This window comes from Acidimicrobiales bacterium (genome assembly GCA_025455885.1).
In the GTDB taxonomy this organism is placed as follows: domain Bacteria; phylum Actinomycetota; class Acidimicrobiia; order Acidimicrobiales; family Acidimicrobilacustridaceae; genus Rhabdothermincola_A.
This window is the reverse complement of record JALOLR010000010.1, coordinates 32,206-51,013: the sequence shown is the minus strand read 5'-3', so window position 1 is coordinate 51,013 and position 18,808 is coordinate 32,206. Positions and strand designations below refer to the sequence as shown.

Here is an 18,808-nt window from a genome sequence, read left to right as displayed (position 1 = left end):
CCGCGTACGCTGGACCGGATGGAGATCTGGCCTGGTGAAGCCTTCCCGCTGGGCGCCACGTTCGACGGGACCGGCACCAACTTCTCGCTCTTCTCCGAGGTGGCCGAACGCGTCGAGCTGTGCCTCTTCGACGACGCCGGCCGGGAGACCCGCCTGACGCTGCCCGAGATCACCGCCTTCGTGCACCACGGCTACGTGCCGGGGGTCCAGCCCGGCCAGCGCTACGGCTTCCGGGTTCACGCCCCGTGGGCCCCGGAGAACGGCACCCGCGGCAACCCGGCGAAGCTGTTGATCGACCCCTACGCCAAGGCGGTGGAGGGCCGCGTGCAGTGGGCCGAGGCGGTGTTCCCGTACGCCTTCGACTCCGGCCCCGACGGCGACCCGACCCACAGCGACTCCGGCCCGTTCGTCCCCAAGTCGATCGTCATCAGCCCGTACTTCGACTGGAGCCACGACCACCGCCCCCGCACCCCCTGGCACGAGACGGTCGTCTACGAGGCGCACGTGAAGGGCATCTCGGCCACCCACCCCGACGTGCCCGAGGAGCTGCGCGGCACCTACCTCGGCCTGTGCAGCCAGCCGATCATCGACCACCTCACCCGCCTCGGCGTCACCGCCGTGGAGCTCATGCCGGTGCACCAGTTCGTGCACGACTACCGCCTCGACCAGATGGGCCTCGACAACTACTGGGGCTACAACTCCATCGCCTTCCTCGCCCCCCACGGCGACTACGCCGTCTACGGCCAGCGCGGCCAGCAGGTGCAGGAGTTCAAGCAGATGGTGAAGACCCTCCACCACGCCGGCATCGAGGTGATCCTCGACGTCGTCTACAACCACACCGCCGAGGGCAACGACGGTGGGCCCCTCCTGGCCATGAAGGGGGCCGACAACGCCGCCTACTACCGCCTCGACCCCAACGACCGCCGCCGCTACGTCGACTACACGGGCACCGGGAACAGCATGAACATGCGCCACCCCCACGTGCTCCAGCTCATCATGGACAGCCTGCGCTACTGGGTCACCGAGATGCGCGTCGACGGGTTCCGCTTCGACCTCGCCGCCACGCTGGCCCGGGAGCTGCACGACGTCGACAAGCTGTCGTCCTTCTTCGACCTGATCCAACAGGACCCGGTCGTCAGCCAGGTCAAGCTCATCGCCGAGCCCTGGGACGTCGGCGAGGGCGGCTACCAGGTGGGCAACTTCCCCCCGCTGTGGTCGGAGTGGAACGGCAAGTACCGCGACGAGATCCGCGACTTCTGGCGCGGCGCCGAGCACAGCATGGCCGAGTTCGGCTACCGCTTCACGGGGTCGAGCGACCTCTACCAGGCCAACGGGCGCACCCCCTCGGCCTCGATCAACTTCGTGACCGCCCACGACGGCTTCACCCTCCACGACCTCGTCGCCTACGACGAGAAGCACAACGAGGCCAACGGCGAGGAGAACCGTGACGGCACGACCGACAACCGGTCGTGGAACTGCGGGGCGGAGGGTCCGACCGACGACGAGGCGGTGAGCGCCCTGCGGCGCCGCCAACGACGCAACCTCCTCGTCACCCTGATGCTCTCCCAGGGTGTCCCCATGCTGCTCGGGGGCGACGAGCTCGGCCGGACGCAGCAGGGCAACAACAACGCCTACTGCCAGGACAACGAGATCTCCTGGTACGACTGGGCGACCGTCGACGAGGACCTGCTGACGTTCACGAGCCGCCTCGTGCACCTGCGGCGCGCCCACCGGGTGTTCCGCCGCCGTCGGTTCTTCCAGGGCCAACCGATCATGGGCGAGGACGTCGACGACATCGGGTGGTTCACCCCCTTCGGCACCCGGATGGACGACGACGACTGGCGCAACGGTGAGAACCGCTGCATCGGGGTGTTCCTCAACGGCGAGGCGCTCCCCGGACGCGGGCCCCGCAACGAGCGCATCATCGACCACAGCTTCTTCGCGGTGTTCAACGCGTCGGCCGACGACGTCGCCTTCGTCCTGCCCGACCCGACCTACGGCGACGCCTGGACGATGGTGTTCGACACGGCGATCGACGACGTCGACCTGGGCTTCCCCCCCGGACGCGACGGCACGACGGCCGCCGGCGAGGTCGTCGAGGTCGTGGCCCGGTCCGTCGTCCTGCTCCGACGCCTCGGATCACCCGGCGATCGGGACGAGCGCCACCTCAGCGTCGACCACCGGACCCCGTCGGCGAACTGACCGATGCGCCTTCGTCGTCGGCCGCCCGTCGGCCTCCTGCCGACCGTCGGCGCTTCAGCCCACGAACGGTGACGGGCACGAGGCGCCGAGGGCGCTGGGCCGTGGCCCTGCTCGTCGTGGTCCTGGTCGCCGTCCGGGTGGTCGCCGTCGTCGCCGTCCTGCGCAGCGGGCAGGAGGAGGAGTTCTCGATCCTGGGCGGCGACGCCCGCCGCTACGAAGCCATCGTCGACGAACCGGGGCGCCCGTACCGCGACTTCGACGTCGAGTACCCCCCGCTGACCCTCGGTCTCGTCCACCTCGTCGACCGGCCCACCACCCTCGGCACGCTCACCGTGCTGGCCGTCAGCCAGCTGCTCCTCGAGCTGGCCACCGCCGTCGTCCTCGCGTGGGCCTGGTCGCGCCGGGCCGCCGTCGCCTACCTGGTCCTGGCCAGCCCGATGCTCGTCTACCCGTTCGCCTACCTGCGAACGGACCTGCTCTCGGTCTTCCTGGCCGTGCTGGGACTGGGCCTCCTGCGCCGAGGGCTCGATCGCCGCGGCGGCGCCGCGCTGGCGTTGTCGGTGTTCGCCAAGGTGTGGCCGCTCGTCCTGGCCCCGTCGATGGTCGTGCGACGCCGCGGGCAGGGACTGGTGGCCTGGGCGATCACCGGGGCCGTCGCGCTCGGGGCGTGGGTCGCGTGGGCCGGCCCCGACGGGATCCGCCAGATCCTCACCTTCCGCGGCGCGACCGGCTGGCAGATCGAGAGCATCCCGGGGATCGTGCTACACGGCCTCGACCCGGCTGGCTCCACCGTGCAACAGGGGGCGTGGCGCACGGCCACGACCGCACCGGACGCCGTGCGCGCCGCGCTGAGCCTGGCGGCCCTCACCGTCGTGGCGGTCGCGTGGTGGCTGGCCCACCGCGTGCCGACCCCCGCGCACCACCTCGCCACGCCCGGCGGGCGGGAGATGGAGCCCGGCGACGCCGCGGTCGAGGGCTACGCCCCCCTGGCCGCGGTCACCGCCGTGCTCGTGCTGTCGAGCATCATCTCGCCGCAGTACGTGCTGTGGTTCCTGCCGTTCGCGGCGATCGTCACCGTCCGGGGTGACCGGACGGTGGCGGCACTCACGCTGGCGGCGGGCCTGTCGAGCACGCTGGGCCTGTTGTGGATCGAGGAGCTGATCGCCGGCGACGGGCTCGCGGTGGCGACGGTCGCGGTCCGCAACGTGACGCTCGTGGCACTGCTGGCCGTCGCGCTCGTGCGCCTCGTCCGGCTCGGAGCCCGGCCCTGCGGACCCGTCGGGACCGACCGGGCGGTGTCCGCGGATCAGCCGACGGCGACGGGCGCCTGATCGTCGGTCCGATCGGGCTCCCCGAGGGCCCGCTGCATGCGCCGCTCCCACCGGGACGAGAAGCGCTGCGCCCCGAAGGCCAGCCCACTCACGAGCGCCACCACGAGCAGCCCCAGGAGGTGCTGGTACTCGGTGAGGTAGTCGACGGCGATCACCGAGGTCGGCCACACGAACCAGCTGATGGCGACGCACACCACGAGATACGAGGGGCGATAGCGGCCGAGGCCGACCGAGGCGAGCACCGCGAAGCCCGCCGGCAGGTACCAGGGCCACAGCACCGGGCCGAGCAGCACGTAGGCGACCAGCATGAAGCCGGTGGCCCGGATCAGGCCGATGCGGGGACTGCGCAGCATCAGGAAGAGGCCGAGCGCGGCGGTGACGGCGAGGCCGAACAGCCGCCAGCCGGCGGCGACCGTCGAGGGGTCGACGGGGAGCCCGACCCAGGTGAGCACCTCGCCGATGCTGTAGCCGATCTTGGTGGTCGGCGAGAACGTGGTGGTGACCTTGCCGGTCGACTCGAGCGCGGTGATCCATCCGATGCCGATCCCCGCCACGACGCAGGCGACGGCGATGCCCGCCGCGGCGAGGGCGACGACCCTGACGGTGTCGAGGACCCGGCGGCCGAAGCCGGCCAGCGGCCCCGACCAGGTCCAGCCGAGGTAGACGAGCCCGACCGCCGCGGGGAGCTTCACGGCGGTGGCGGCGGTGATCAACGCGACGGCGAGGCCCTTGCGGTCGCGTTGAGCGGCGGCCAGACCGAGCATGAGGAAGCCGAACATCAGCGCGTCGTTGTGGATCCCGCCGATGAGGTAGAGCGTCACGAGAGGGTTGCCGATCCCGATCGCGACGGCGACGGCCGGGTTGACGCCGGCGCGGCGCGCCACGAGCGCCACCCCCACGGCACCCATGACGACGCCGAGGACCATCACGCCCCGGAAGATCCACACCGCGCCGGCCGGGTCGTGCCCGCTCGCCTCGACCACGAGCTCACCCACCCCGATGGCCACCGGGCCGTAGGGGGCGGGCGCCGCCCGCCACACCGGGTCGACCTGGCGGAGCCAGTCGCCCCGGCCGAGGGCGATGGGCCCCGTGGCCGTGGGGTCGAGACCCTGGCTGGCCATCTCGCCCTGGGCGACGTAGCTGTAGACGTCGTTGGAGAGCAGGGGCGGCCCCAGCAGGAACGGGAGGCACCACAGGGCGATGACAGCCGCCACCATCGCCATCCGCCGTCGGCCGTCACCCCGCCGGCCGGCACGGTGGATGAGGGCGAACCACGAGAGCCCGAGCAGGATCAGCCCCGAGACGAAGAGCGCCGCCGACTGCATGGTGGTGCCGGGATGGGGGATGAACGGCAGGGTCAGGCGCCACGACGGCAGGGCGAGACGCCACACCGGCGCCGACGTCGACAACAGCAACGCCCCGAGGAACCCGCCGAGCGCGGCGAGGACGGTGACCCAGCGACGGCTCGGCCCGGACTGGGGCGGACGCCACGGCGAGATCTCGGAGCGGCGGATCCCGCCGTCGCCGGGCGTGCCGTAGAGGAGGTCCCTGCTCCAGTCGGCCCACCGCTGCAGTTCGGGGGTCCGGGCGACGGCCGCCCGGGCGCGTTCGATCGTGGTGGGCACCAGGAGAGACTACTGGCCGACGTGGCCCCGGCCACGGAGGCCGGAGGCCTCTTTCCCCTCGTCAGCGCACCATGTGACGGGTGTCATGGGCCGTCGGGAGCGAGGAAGAGCACCGCCGACGGCGGCAGGGTGAGGGGCAGCGACCATGCGAACCCGTGGCGCCCCTCGTCCGTGGCGTCGACGGCCCCGCCGTTCCCCGCGCCGGACCCCCCGTACTCCGCGGCGTCGGAGTTGGCGAGCTCGACCCAGCGTCCCGGACGGGGCACGCCGATCGCATAGCCGTCGCGTCGCACCGGGGTGAAGTTGCACACGACGAGCACCTCGCGCCCTGCGTGGGCGTCGGGGACGCCCTCGGCGCCGGGCCGGGGGTGGCGCAGGAACGCGAGGACGCTGGCCGCGCTGTCCGAGGCGTCGACCCACTGGAACCCGGCCGGCTCGAAGTCGACCTGGTGGAGGGCGGGCTCGAGGCGATGGAGGCGGTTCAGGTCGCGCACCCAGGCCTGGATCCCGGCGTGGTCGGGGTCGTCGAGCAGCCACCACGACAACGATCCGTCGTGGTCCCATTCGGTCTCCTGGGCGAGCTCGGCCCCCATGAACAACAGCTTCTTGCCGGGCTGGCCGTACTGGTAGCCGTACAACGACCGGAGGTTGGCGAGTCGCTGCCACCGGTCACCGGTCATCTTCGACAGCAGCGAGCCCTTGCCGTGGACGACCTCGTCGTGGCTGAGGGGGAGGCAGAAGTTCTCGGTGAACGCGTACACCATGCGGAAGGTCAGCTCGTCCTGGTGATAACGGCGGTAGACGGCCTCGCGTTCGAAGTAGCGCAGGGTGTCGTGCATCCAGCCCATGTCCCACTTCAGCCCGAACCCGAGACCGCCGAACTCGATCGGACGGGAGACCATCGGCCAGGCGGTGGACTCCTCGGCGAACACCTGCACGTCGCCGAAGTCGCGGTAGACGGTCTCGTTGAGCTTCTTCAGGAAGCGCAACGCCCCGAGGTTCTCGTTGCCGCCGTGCTCGTTGGGGATCCACTCCCCCGCCTCGCGTGAGTAGTCGAGGTAGAGCATCGAAGCCACCGCGTCCACCCTGATGCCATCGACGTGGTAGCGGTCGAGCCAGAAGTGGGCGCTCGACAACAGGAAGCTGCGCACCTCGTGGCGGTCGTAGTTGAAGATCGCGCTCTTCCAGTCGGGGTGGTGACCCTTGCGCGGGTCGGCGTGCTCGTAGAGGTGGGTGCCGTCGAAGACCGCCAGACCGTGGGCGTCGGTCGGGAAGTGCGAAGGCACCCAGTCGAGGATGACCCCGATCCCGGCCTGGTGCAGCGTGTCGACGAGGAACATGAAGTCGGCCGGCGTGCCGAACCGTGACGTCGGGGCGAAGTACCCGGTGGTCTGGTACCCCCACGAGCCGTAGAACGGGTGCTCCATCACCGGGAGCAGCTCGACGTGGGTGAAGCCCTGCGCCGTCACGTAGTCGGCGAGGACCGGGGCCACCTCGCGGTAGTTGAGCGAGCGGAGCTCGTCGGGGGCGTGGCGCCACGAGCCCAGGTGGAGCTCGTAGATGGCCATCGGGGCGTCGAGGGCGTTGTGTCGCCGACGTTCCCGCATCCAGTCGGCGTCGCCCCACCCGTGGGCGTCGAGGTCGGCCACCACCGACGCCGTCCGGGGCGGCATCTCGGCCTGGAACGCCACCGGATCGGCCTTGTCGCCGCGATGGCCCCCGGCGCGGGACTCGACGTGGAACTTGTACCGGTCGCCGAGGCCCATGCCCGCGACGAAGCCGCTCCAGATCCCCGAGCTCGCCTGCGGGGCCAGCGGATGGGCCCCGGGTCGCCAACCGTTGGCGTCGGTCACGACCGAGACCTGCCGGGCGTTCGGCGCCCAGACCCCGAAGGTGCAGCCGGGTTCCCCCTCGGGGCCCACACCGAGGTGGGCGCCCAGGCGCTCGTAGAGGCGGGTGTGCACCCCCTCGTTGAAGAGCCAGAGATCGTCGTCGGTGAGCGGCGTCACGATGGGTCCTCCAGAGCGTGCTGATGAGCCGACAGACGAGCGCCCTGCACCCGTCGGAGCAGGGCGGTCACCTCGTCATCGGTGGCGAGGTCGGCGAGGGAGCTGTCGAGGATGTGTACCCAGTTCGGGCGGTCGAGCGGCGTGCCGGGCACGTTCTGGGCCTCGGTGTCGAGAACCAGGTCGTCGATGCCCACCAGCAGCGCGGCGGCCGGCGAGGCGGCGAGCTCCTCGAGCAGGGCGGCGAGGACGACCCCCGCGTCGGCGTCCTCGTCACCCGCGCCCAACCTCCCGGTGCGACGCAGGGCCGCGACGAGGCGGGCGACGTCGATGCGTCGCTCCTCGTACCGATCGTGCTCCTCCGCCGGCTCGATCTGGCCCGTGGCCCTCCGGATCCCGATGTCGAGACCCTGCATCCACCCGGCGAACGTGGGCGTGTCGTGCGTGTCGATGGCTGCCACCTGACGATCACCGGGGACGGGCACGGTGGCGTCGTGGCCGGGCAGCCGGAACTGGCTGACGTACATCCCGAGCAGCCCGTGCCGGGTCATCGCCTCGCGGATCTCGTCGGTCACCGTCCCGAGGTCCTCGCCGACGATCCGGCAGTCGCGACGCATCGACTCGACGCAGAGCACGGCGAACAGTTCCTCACGGGGGTAGCGCACGTACACGCCCTCGCGGGCGTGGGCCCCGTCGGGCACCCAGTAGAGCCGCTCGAGGCCCATCACGTGGTCGAGGCGCAACACCCCGGCGACGTGCATGTGGTGGCGCAGCGCGGCGACGAGCTGTCGGTGCCCGTCGGCCCGAGCGGCACGCGGGTTGGTGGGGGGGAACCCCCAGTTCTGGCCCTCTCCGAAGAAGTCGTCGGGGGGTGCCCCCACCGCGCACCCCCATCCGTAGAGGTGGGACTCGGCCCACGTGTCGAAGCCGTCGCCGTGGGTGCCGACCGGGAGGTCGAGGTACAGCCGCTGGTCGCGGGAGGCCAGCCGCCCGGCCACGGCGGCGAGCTGGTTGCGCATCGTCCACTGGACGTAGAGGTGGTAGCGCGCCAGCTCACCGTCGACCTCGACGCCGGCGGGCAGTCGTCCCGCGCCGACCCCCCAGGCGTGCCAGCCGGTCCGCGTCTGATCCCCGGCGGCGCGGAAGGCTGCGTAGGCACCCACCGTCGGATCGGCGGCCATCCACTCCTCGAACGGTGCCCGGGTGGAGGCCGGTGCGGCGAAGAACGTCCGGGCGAGCGCCTCGAGGACGGGGCGGAGCCGGAGATGGTGGGCGCGGTGGTCGAACCGCACCGCGTCGCTCGACGGGACGAGCGCGTCGACCAGGGCGCGGGCCTCGGGGCTGGCTGCGAGCTCGGGTGTGGCCTCGATGTCGAGGTACAGCTCGTTCCAGAATCGGCGACTCACCGGCGTGTAGGGGCTGAAGTCGCAGGGCTCGTCGAGGTAGGCGGCCAGGATCGGCAGCGTCGCCACGATCCGTCCGCCGTGGGAGTGGATCCACCGGCCGACCCCGTCGAGGTCGGCGACCGCGGGACCGGTGGGACGGGGGGCGGCCAGCGCCGACAGCGGTGCCACCACGCCCCAGGTGCGCTCCGCCGGCGCCGGCTGGGCCACGAGGCGGGGAGCGACCACGAGCGTGGCGACGTGGCCGCGGCCGTCGGCCTCGACGAACAGCCGGTGGTACCCGGCCGGGAGGCGGTCCGTGCCTTCCAGGGCGATCCGGTGCACGTCGTGGGGGCGGCCGCCGGCCTCCCGCGCGGCGACGGGGGGCCGGGCATCGGGGGCCACCACCCCCTCGACGATCCCCCCGTCCTCGACGGTGACGACCCAGCGCACCGGGGTGGCCGCGGCGCCACGGGGTCGGCAGACGTCGACGTCGACGGCCTGCCCGTCGACCCAGTGCACGACGACGGGCTCGAGGAGGTCGACGCCCTCGAGCTCGACGGCGGCGCGGAGGTCGTCGAGCCGGTCGGGTCGGTCGATCGGCGCCCCCAACGAGGACAGCACCGCCACCACTGCGTCGGGCGTGGCGACGTGGCGCCCTCCCCGGGTGTCCCAGTAGGACGTCTGGACGCCGGCCGCCTCGGCCAGCCGACCCAGCTCGCCGAGGCCGTCCTCGGTCACGATGCCGGCGATCCGTGAGGTCGGACGAGGTCGAGCACCCCGCGCACGGGGATGCTCGCCCAGTCGGGCCGGTGGCCGAGCTCGTAGCGCACCTCGTAGAGCGCCTTGTCGAGGGTGTAGGTCGTCAACAGGGCGTCGACGTCCGCCATGTCGACAGGCAGGAAGGACGACCCCTCGGCGGCGTCGAGGTAGCCCCTGAGGAACCGGATGGTCACCCAGAACTGCCACACGCGCCCCCGATCGCGCATCGGCTCGCGTTGTTCGGTGGGCAACCACCCCTGGTGGTCGAGGTCGCGGAGGGCGGCGACCTGGGCATAGTGGAACGAGCGGACCATGCCGGCCACGTCGGAGAGGGCGCTGCGCTTGATGCGCCGCTCGGTCGGCGAGCGCGACGGCTCGCCCTCGAAGTCGACGATGACGAACTCGCGACCGGCGTGCAGCACCTGGCCCAGGTGGTAGTCCCCGTGGACCCGGATCCGATGGACGTCGAAGCGGTGCGACCGCAGCTGCGAGAAGCAGTCGAGGATCTCGGCCTCACTGGCCAGCAGCTCCTCGGCGAGCGGGCGGACCTCGTCGTCCAGCCCCTTGAGGGCCTTGCGTACCGCCCCGAGCGTCGGACGGACCTGGGCCCGCATCGACTGGTAGAGCGACCGCTGGTAGAGCGTCGTGAACGGCTCGGGGGCGAACGCCTCGTCCACGCCCGAGGCCAGGGCGTGGTGGAGCTCCGCGGTGCGCCTGCCGAGCAGCTCGGCGGCACCCAGGTAGGGGCCGAGGGCGTCGGCCACCGCATCGGCCGGCTGCCACCAGAGCGAGTCGAGCCACGTCGACCACGGTGGCACCCACGCCTCGCTGTCGGGGATCCGCTGCTGGGCCGACTCGTAGAACAGGCCCAGCTGGTCGAGGGTGTACTGCCACGCGTCGCCCTCGTTGGGGACGAACCCCGACAGCACCGCGAGGGTGCGAGGCTCGCGTCGCGAGCCCTTCTGGTACTCGAGGGCCCCGAAGAGGGGGGGTGAATGGGTGAACCCGGCCTCTTCGGTGAGGAACCGGCCGATCTCGAGGTCGGGGTTGACCCCCTCCTGGGCCCGCCGGAAGATCTTCATGACGAAGTGCTGGCCGAACCCGACCGAGGTGTTGCTCGTGTCCCCGCCGAGGGTGTGCACCGCCAACTCGTCGGCGGGGAGGTCGGCGATGGCGCGCCGGAAGCGGGCGTTCACCGAAGCCCGCAGGTCCGCTCCTCCGGTCGACGCGAAGGTCCGCCGGTTGCGGAACGCCTCGAGCGCCGAGGTCATGAGGGTCGGGTCCACGAGCGCGTCGTGGAGGAAGAGCCGCTCGCCGGTGGCGCGGACGTCGACCCACCCGATGCCGCAGTTGGGGTGGTCGGCGAGCAGCTCGTCGGCCCGGTTCGCATCGGCCACGGTCAGCGGGAGCAGGTAGGTCTCCGGCTCACCCTCCGCGTAGTCGATGTGGGTCAGGACGAGGAAGGCCTGTGCCGTCGCCTGGCGGGCACGCGTCCGCGCCAGCGGCACCACGTCGAGCGTCTCGAGGGCTCGGATCGTGCGTCCCTTGCCCGCGTACCAGCGGCTGTCGGCCAGATAGCGCGGGAGCGCCCGCTCGAAGGCGCTCCGACCCCTGCCCCGCAGGAGGGTCCGCCAATCCGACGCGACCGACAGCGTCGGCAGGTCGCGCCCGTGCGGGAACTCCGGTGACACGTCGGAGCGTCGCGACTCCAACGAGAACCAGTAGAAGCCGTGGGGGCCGAGGGTCAACTGGTACGGCCCGTCGGCGACCGGCGCGAACTCCGTGTGGCCGAACATCTCGACCGGCACCGAGCCCCGGTGCTCGTGCAGGTCGAGCGACACCGCGGTGGCGTGGCGCGAGAGGTTGGCGACCACCAGGACCGTCTCGTGCTCGTCGCGGCGCAGGAAGGCCAGCACCTTGCCGTTCTCCGGGAGGAGGAACTCGATGTCGCCGCGACCGAGGACCCGGTGCTGGGCGCGCAGCGCGATCAGCCGTCGCATCCACCACAGCAACGAGCTGGGGTTGTTGTTCTGGGCCTCGACGTTGACCGTCTCGTAGTGGTACTCGGGGTCGATGATCACCGGGAGGTAGAGGCGCTGCGGGTTGGCTCCCGAGAAGCCGGCGTTGCGGTCCGGGCTCCACTGCATCGGCGTGCGCACCGCGTCACGGTCGCCGAGGTAGACGTTGTCGCCCATGCCCAGCTCGTCGCCGTAGTAGATGACCGGGGCCCCTGGCAGGGCGAAGAGCAACCCGTTCATCAGCTCGATCTTCCGCCGGTCGTTCTGCATGAGCGGCGCCAGGCGCCGCCGGATGCCCACGTTGACCCGCATCTCCGGGTCGGCGGCATAGGCCCGGTACATGTAGTCACGCTCTTCGTCGGTGACCATCTCGAGCGTCAGCTCGTCGTGGTTGCGCAGGAAGATCGCCCACTGGCAGTTCGCGGGGATCTCGGGTGTCTGCTGGCTGATGTCGATGACCGGGGACCGGTCCTCCATGCGCAGGGCCATGAAGAGCCGGGGCATGAGCGGGAAGTGGAAGGCGGCGTGGCACTCGTCGCCGTCCCCGAAGTAGGCGACGGCGTCCTCGGGCCACTGGTTGGCCTCGGCGAGCAGCATCCGGCCGGGGAAGCGGCTGTCGACGTGGGCCCGGAGCTGCTTGAGGAACTCGTGGGTCTCGGGGAGGTTCTCGCAGTTCGTGCCGTCGCGCTCGAAGAGGTAGGGAACGGCGTCGAGGCGCACGCCGTCGACCCCGAGCTCGAGCCACTTGTCCACGGCGCGCAGCATCGTGGTGCGCACCTCGGGGTTGTCGAAGTTGAGGTCGGGCTGGTGGGAGAAGAAGCGGTGCCAGTAGTAGGCCTTGGCCACCGGGTCCCACGTCCAGTTCGACGTCTCGTAGTCCTCGAAGATGATCCGCACGCCCGGATAGCGGTCGGGGGTGTCGTTCCACACGTAGAAGTCCCGCCACCGGCTTCCCGGCGGCGCCCGTCGGGCCCGCTGGAACCACGGGTGCTGGTCGGAGGTGTGGTTGAGCACGAGCTCGGTGATCACCCGAAGACCCCGGCGATGAGCCTCGCGGAGGAACCGGCGAAAAGCCCGCAGATCGCCGTAACTGGGGTGGATGTCGCCGTAGTCGGCGATGTCGTAGCCGTCGTCGCGCAGCGGCGACGGGTAGAACGGCAGGAGCCAGAGGGCGGTCACGCCCAGCTGGGCGAGGTAGTCGAGCTTGTCGGTCAGCCCGTCGAAGTCACCGATGCCGTCGTCGTCGGAGTCGCCGAAGGCGCGGACGTGCAACTCGTAGATGACGGCGTCCTTGTACCAGTCGTGCTGGTCGGTCGAGTCGTCGAGCATCGCGTGATCCCGGGGGCGTTGGGGGGGCGGAAGGTGGGATGTGGCGGGGTGGTTCAGGGGCGGGGGTCGGTCCCGTCGGCGGGGGGCTGGCTGATCCGCAGGAGGTGGCCGGGCTGGCGTTCCGGGTCCAGTTCGACGAAGGGATGTGCACCCTCCCACGCGAAGCGGCGTCCGGTCAGCAGGTCGAGGGCGTGGAACGGTCGGGAGGGGTCGATGCCGAGGGACGCGAGGTCGAGCTCGAGCGTGGCCCGCTGGACCTCGCGGTCGTCGAGGTTGACCACCACGAGCACGGGATTGCGCGCCGGCCGGGCCGGATCGGGGTCGGGGCCGTCGTGGGTGGTCTTCGAGTACGCCAGCACCTGGTCGTTGGGGGCGTGGTGGAACCGCAGGGTGCGGTTCGTGTGCAGCGCGAGGCACTCGTGGCGGACCCGGTTCACCCTGGTCAGCTGGTCACGGAGACTCGGGTCGGCGTCGAGCTCCCAACGGCGCAGCTCGTACTTCTCGGACCGCCCGTACTCCTCTTTGCCGTTGCCCGCCGGGACGTTCTCGCACAGCTCGAAGGCCGGGCCGTAGACGCCGTAGCTGGCACTCAGGGTGGCGGCGAGGAGGTGGCGGAGCGCGAACATCGCCCGGCTGGCACCCTGGAGGTGCCAAGCCAGGATGTCCGGGGTGTTCGGCCAGAAGTTCGGCCGGGACGCGTCGGCTCCCGGCCCGGTGGTGACCTCCCGGGCGTAGTCGGTGAGCTCGGCCTTGGTCGTGCGCCACGTGAAGTACGTGTAGCTCTGGGTGAACCCGACCTTCGCCAGCTCGGCCATGATCGCGGGACGGCTGAAGGCCTCCGACAGCAGCACCACCTCCGGGTCGCGTCGGCGCAGCTGGGCGATGAACCACTCCCAGAAGGCGAAGGGCTTGGTGTGGGGGTTGTCGACCCGGAAGATCCGGATCCCCCGGTCCATCCAGAACTCGGCGACCTCGAGCAGCGCTTCCCAGAGCTCGCGCCACGCCGACCCGGAGAAGTCGAGCGGATAGATGTCCTGGTAGCGCTTGGGCGGGTTCTCGGCGTACTGGATCGTGCCGTCGGGGCGGTGGGCGAACCACTCGGGGTGCTCGGTGACCCAGGGATGGTCGGGAGAGCACTGGAACGCCAGGTCGAGGGCGATCTCGACGCCCGTCGCCGCAGCCGCCTCGACGAGGTGGTGGAGGTCCTCGAGGGTGCCGAGCTCGGGGTGCACGGAGGTGTGGCCCCCGGCGGAGGAGCCGATCGCCCACGGGCTCCCCGGATCGCCGCGTCCGGCTGTCTCGGCGTTCTCCGGCCCCTTGCGGAAGGAGGTGCCGATGGGGTGCACGGGCGGCAGGTACAAGACGTCGAACCCCATCTCGGCGATCCGGTCGAGCTGCTCCGCGACGCCGCGCAGCGTGCCGTGGCGCAGCGGTGCGGACTCGTCGGCCGCAGTGGGCCCGGTGACGAACGTCGAACGGGGGAACAGCTCGTACCACGTGCTGAACAGCGCCCGCTCGCGCTCGACGACCACCTCGACGACGGGACCCGACCCTGCGTCGGCCCGCCGCAACCGACGGCGGTGCAGCGTGGCGGCGGAGGGCCGGTCGTCGCTGCCGGGGTCGGTGAGGTCGCTCAGGTCGCCGGAACGCAACCGGGCGGCCGCCTCCTTCAGGAGCGCGGCGTCGCGTCGCGGTGCTCCCTCGGCGTCGGCCTCGAGCAGGGCGGCACCGGCGAGGAGCTCGGAGTCGACGGCCTGGCCGGCCTCGAGCTTGCGGGACGTCCCGTGGGCCCAGGTCGCGAAGCCGTCGATCCAGCCGAGCACCTTGTAGGGGTGTGTGCCCTGGTCCACGGGGACGAACGTCGCCTCCCATCGGTCGAGTCCCGGGTTCACCGGGATCATGGGGACATCGACCCACCGGCTCGAACCGGGCGGACGGTGGCTGAGGACCACGTGGAGGACGTCGTGGCCGTCGGCGAACACCGTGGCCCCGACGACGACGGGCTCGCCCTCGACGCGCTTGACGGGATGACGCCCGCCGTCGATCCGGGGGGAGACCTCGGCGACGACGACACGGGGGGGAGCGCCGGGGCTCATGGGGACTTTCTAGTCGGTCACCCCGTCCGCCGAGACCGGGGCGGGAACGGTCACGACCGCCCGGCCGGCCCGTCGGAGGTCGTCGCCGGGCGCCGTCGGGCCAGATCGGCCATGACCCGGGTGATCTCGGCGCGGTCCGACGCCGGCGGCAACCCCCAGCCCTGCGCGTAGCCGACGACGTCGGGGAGCGGCACCGACTGCCAACGGTCCTGGAGGAGCTCGAGACGCTCGGCGGGGACGAGGGCCGGGTGGCACACGCCGCAGGCCCGGGCGAGGCGGACGAGCTCGAAGCGCAACGACGCCAGGTAGTTGGCGCACCGGACCGACTTGAGGTCGGGGTCGAGCCCGCGTTGGAGGCGGGGGGACTGGGTGGCGACCCCGACGGGGCAGCGATCGGTGTGACAGCGCTGGGCCTGGATGCACCCGATCGAGAACATGGCGGTGCGACCGACGTTCACCATGTCGGCGCCCATCGCCATCGCCGACAGGGCGTTCTCCGGCAACCCCAGCTTCCCCGAACCGACGAGGACCAGGTCGTCGGTGAGGCCCTGCTCCCGGAACGTCCGGTACACGCGCGAGAAGCCCCACCGGAACGGCAGCGACACGTGGTCGGAGAACGTGAGCGGCGCCGCGCCGGTGCCGCCCTCCCCACCGTCGATCACCACGAAGTCGGGGCCCGTCCCGGTGCGCACCATGCGCAGGGCGAGGTCCTCCCAGAACGCGCCCTCACCGACGGCGGACTTGATCCCGACGGGCAGTCCGGTCGCGTCGGCGATCCGTTCGAGGAGCTCCAGGAGCCCGTCGACGTCGGAGAAGGCCCGGTGCGCCGCAGGGCTCAGGCAGTCCTTGCCCACCGGGACGCCGCGGATGGCGGCGATCTCGGGCGTCACCTTGGCGCCGGGCAACATCCCGCCGAGGCCCGGCTTGGCACCCTGGCTCAACTTGATCTCGATGGCCCGCACCGGCGCTCCCGCCGCCGCGTCGACGAGGCGGGCAAGGTCGAAGTCGCCACGTTCGTCGCGGCACCCGAAGTAGCCGGTGCCGATCTGCCAGATGAGCTCGCCCCCGTGGCGATGGTGTTCGGAGATGCCCCCCTCGCCGGTGGTCTGCAACGCGTGCGCCATCGCCGCGCCGCGGTTCAACGCCTCGACGGCGCGGGCGCTGAGCGAGCCGAAGCTCATGGCCGAGATGTTGGCGACCGAGTCGGGTCGGAAGGCGTGCCGACGACCGCGGGCCCGACCGAGGACCTTGGCGCACGGGAGCGGCACGTCGGGGTCGGGGTGGACGGGCTCGCCGGGCGGCGCCGGGAGCGGGAACGCGGCGTGCTTGATGACGAGGTAGTTCTCGGCGATGTCGAGGTTGTTGTCGGTGCCGAAGCCGAAGTAGGTGTTCCCCGCCTTGGACGACGTGTACACCCACCGCCGCTGGTCGCGGCTGAAGGGACGCTCCTGGTCGTTGTCGGTGACGATGTACTGGCGGACCTCGGGGCCGATCGACTCCAGGATGAAGCGGAGGTGCCCGATGACCGGGAAGTTGCGCAGGATGGCGTGGCGACGCTGGACGAGGTCGTAGACGGCGACCGCGACGAGGAGGACCACGACGACCGCGAGCGCGACGAGCCACCACATGATCAGGAGCCTACGGAGCGCTCACGCCGCGAGGAGGATCCCGAGGACGAGGAGGATCTGACCGAGGTGGTAGGTGACCATCACCGCGAGCCGGCCCCGTTCCAGGTCGCGGACGAACCGCGTCCAGCCGATGAGGGCGTCGCTCAGGTAGAAGAGCACGGCGCCGGCGACGACCGTGACCGAGCCCGTCCCGAAGGCCAGCACGACCATGGCGGAGATCGCGACGAGGTACGCCGTGACCGGCACCCGCAGCGCCGGCGACTCGGCCGCCGCGCCCCGAAGGATCCGGGGCCCGACCACCACCACCGCCACCGCGACGACGGCCGCCCCGACCAGGAGCCCCGATCCCCAGGCACCGACCACGACGAAGGCGACGATGTAGGCGAGGTGGGCGAGGAGGAACGCGGCCAGGCCGGGCACGAAGAGGTCGCGTCGCACCATGAGGCACACGTCGCCCACCAGCGACAACACCACGGCGACCACGACGGCCCATCGCGCCGCCGGATCGGACGCGTCGATCGCCAGGGCGACGCCGAGCAGCCCGACCATGGCCAACGGCTTGAGCACCAGCTCCGCCGGCCGCCGGCCTGTCGCCACGGCGAGCCAGTCGAGGGCCACCACGACGACGGTGATCGAGAGCAGGAGGAACGCCGTGGCGTTCACGGCGCTCCCCTCACGGTGCGTCGAGGCGGGGCAGGACCAGGGCGATGCTGTCAGGACAGACCGCCCGGCCAACGAGCCACTCCCGCAGCTGCGCGATCGGGACCCACGCCGCCTCGACGATCTCGCCGTCGACGAAGGTGAAGGGCCCTTCCGAGCGGGCGTGGTACACGCGGGCGAGCTCCCGCACCTCGCCGTCGGAGTACTCCCCCTCACCGAGGTAGCCGAGTTCGACGGTGACCCCCGTCTCCTCGACCAGCTCGCGCGCCGCGGCGGCCTCCCAGGCCTCCCCGGGGGTGACGATGCCGCCCACGGCGATGTCCCAGGCGTCCGGCCAGATGTCCTTCCAGGGGGCTCGCCGGTGCACGAGGATCTCGTCGGACCCGTTGACCACCGCGACGAAGACCGCCCGGTGCAACAGGTTGCGCTCGCGCATCTCCCGGCGCGTGACGAGCGAGACCACCTGGCCGAGGTCGTCGAGCATCTCGACCATCTCCTCGTCGGGGTCGGCGTCGCTCACAGCGCCGCCGCCCGTTCGAGGGCTGCGTCCCAGTCGGCGTCCTCCTCGAGCAGCGCCCGCAGTTGCATCACGTGGCGCGGTCGGTTCATGCCGAGGACGCCGACGAGGCGGTCTCCCCGGCGGTAGAGCGCCACGAACCGGAACTCGTCGGTGCTGCCGTGCACGACGGCCACCTCGTCGCCCGGACCGGGACGGCCGGCGAGCTGGATCTTGCGGTCGTACTGGTCGCTCCAGAACCAGGGCACGGGGTCGAACACCGCCGGTGCCGTGCCGGCGCGCTCGGCCAGCAGCCGGTGGGCGGCGGCCTCCCCACCACTGATGGCGTGCTCCCAGTGCTCGACGCGCAGGGGCTGGCCGAACCGGGCGCTGGGGTACCGGGCCACGTCGCCGGCGGCGACGACCCCCGGGGCGGCCAGGAGCGTCTCGTCGGTGACGACGCCGTCGTCGAGGCGGAGCCCGGATCCCTCGAGCCAGCCGGTGTTCACCGCGACGCCGATGCCGACGACGACCAGGTCGGCGTCGACGGTCGAGCCGTCGGCGAGGACCACCGCCCGGACCCGCTCGGCGCCGTCGGGCGCCGTGTCGGTCTCGAACCCCTGGACCCCGGTACCGAGCCGCAGGTCGACGCCGTGGTGCTCGTGGAGGCGGGCGCACACCGCGCCCATCTCGGCGCCCAGGGCCCGCTCGAGCGGGACGGGCAGGGCCTCCACGACCGTGACCGCGAGGTCGCGGTGCCGACAGCTCGCCGCCACCTCGGCGCCGATGAAGCCGGCACCGATCACGACCACCCGGGCCGCTCCGCCGTCGAGGGCCTCACGGACGGCCACCGCGTCGTCGAGATCACGCAGCACGTGGATGCCGGCGATGCCCTCGGTGCCCGGGAGGCGACGGGCCGCGGCGCCGGTGGCGACGACGACCTGTCCGAACTCCTCCGTCGTCGTCGCGCCCGGGCCGTCGAGGCTCAGGCGACGGGTGGCGGCGTCGAGCGCCACCGCCCGGCAACCGAGTTGCCACTCGAGATCGAGGTCCTCGGTGGCGGCGGGCAGGACGATGCGGTCGATCCCCCAGTCCCCGGTGAGGACCTGCTTCGAGAGCGGAGGGCGGTCGTAGGGCGTGTGGGGGTCGGCGTCGACGACGGTCAACCGCCCGCCGAACCCCTCGTGGCGGAGGGTCCGCGCCGCGTGCAGGCCGGCCAGCGACGCGCCGACGACGGCGATCGAGTCATCCATGGGTCACGGGCCCCGCCTCG

The 18,808-nt window shown here is 71.9% G+C and carries 11 protein-coding genes; 2 read left to right on the top strand and 9 right to left on the bottom strand.

Annotated features, from left to right (window positions below):
- Positions 1–18 precede the first annotated feature (18 nt).
- Together glgX and MUE36_10165 are read left to right on the top strand one after the other, a co-directional pair.
- Positions 19–2,202, top strand: a complete 2,184-nt coding sequence (glgX, locus tag MUE36_10170; protein ID MCU0311296.1) for a glycogen debranching protein GlgX — start codon at positions 19–21, stop codon at positions 2,200–2,202.
- 101 nt (positions 2,203–2,303) lie between these two features.
- Positions 2,304–3,533 carry a glycosyltransferase 87 family protein gene (locus MUE36_10165; GenBank protein ID MCU0311295.1) on the top strand — a complete coding sequence of 410 codons (1,230 nt, stop codon included), beginning with the start codon at positions 2,304–2,306 and terminating at the stop codon, positions 3,531–3,533.
- On the opposite strand, the gene mptB is transcribed toward MUE36_10165, so the two are convergent.
- The 9 genes from mptB to MUE36_10120 form a co-directional block, all read right to left on the bottom strand.
- Positions 3,509–5,158, bottom strand: a complete 1,650-nt coding sequence (mptB, locus tag MUE36_10160; protein MCU0311294.1) for a polyprenol phosphomannose-dependent alpha 1,6 mannosyltransferase MptB — start codon at positions 5,156–5,158, stop codon at positions 3,509–3,511. The two genes, MUE36_10165 and mptB, sit on opposite strands and share 25 nt — an antisense overlap.
- 83 nt (positions 5,159–5,241) lie before the next feature.
- Positions 5,242–7,167 carry a 1,4-alpha-glucan branching protein GlgB gene (gene glgB, locus MUE36_10155; protein MCU0311293.1) on the bottom strand — a complete coding sequence of 642 codons (1,926 nt, stop codon included), beginning with the start codon at positions 7,165–7,167 and terminating at the stop codon, positions 5,242–5,244.
- Positions 7,164–9,287 carry a 4-alpha-glucanotransferase gene (gene malQ / locus MUE36_10150; GenBank protein MCU0311292.1) on the bottom strand — a complete coding sequence of 708 codons (2,124 nt, stop codon included), beginning with the start codon at positions 9,285–9,287 and terminating at the stop codon, positions 7,164–7,166. The genes glgB and malQ overlap by 4 nt, the downstream gene beginning before the upstream one ends.
- Positions 9,284–12,655, bottom strand: coding sequence for a maltose alpha-D-glucosyltransferase (treS, locus tag MUE36_10145; protein ID MCU0311291.1), 3,372 nt, complete (start codon positions 12,653–12,655; stop codon positions 9,284–9,286). The genes malQ and treS overlap by 4 nt, the downstream gene beginning before the upstream one ends.
- A 53-nt stretch (positions 12,656–12,708) precedes the next feature.
- Positions 12,709–14,751 (bottom strand): alpha-1,4-glucan--maltose-1-phosphate maltosyltransferase, encoded by a 2,043-nt coding sequence (locus MUE36_10140; GenBank protein MCU0311290.1) that lies wholly within the window; start codon positions 14,749–14,751, stop codon positions 12,709–12,711.
- A gap of 50 nt (positions 14,752–14,801) precedes the next feature.
- A complete protein-coding gene (locus MUE36_10135; protein ID MCU0311289.1) occupies positions 14,802–16,379 on the bottom strand; it encodes an FMN-binding glutamate synthase family protein in 1,578 nt (525 codons plus the stop codon).
- 21 nt (positions 16,380–16,400) lie between these two features.
- Positions 16,401–17,042, bottom strand: coding sequence for a lysoplasmalogenase (locus tag MUE36_10130; GenBank protein MCU0311288.1), 642 nt, complete (start codon positions 17,040–17,042; stop codon positions 16,401–16,403).
- A gap of 10 nt (positions 17,043–17,052) precedes the next feature.
- Positions 17,053–17,559 carry an NUDIX domain-containing protein gene (locus MUE36_10125; GenBank protein MCU0311287.1) on the bottom strand — a complete coding sequence of 169 codons (507 nt, stop codon included), beginning with the start codon at positions 17,557–17,559 and terminating at the stop codon, positions 17,053–17,055.
- Positions 17,556–18,788: an FAD-dependent oxidoreductase gene (locus MUE36_10120; GenBank protein ID MCU0311286.1), complete on the bottom strand. Its 1,233-nt coding sequence runs from the start codon at positions 18,786–18,788 to the stop codon at positions 17,556–17,558. The genes MUE36_10125 and MUE36_10120 overlap by 4 nt, the downstream gene beginning before the upstream one ends.
- Positions 18,789–18,808: the final 20 nt, after the last annotated feature.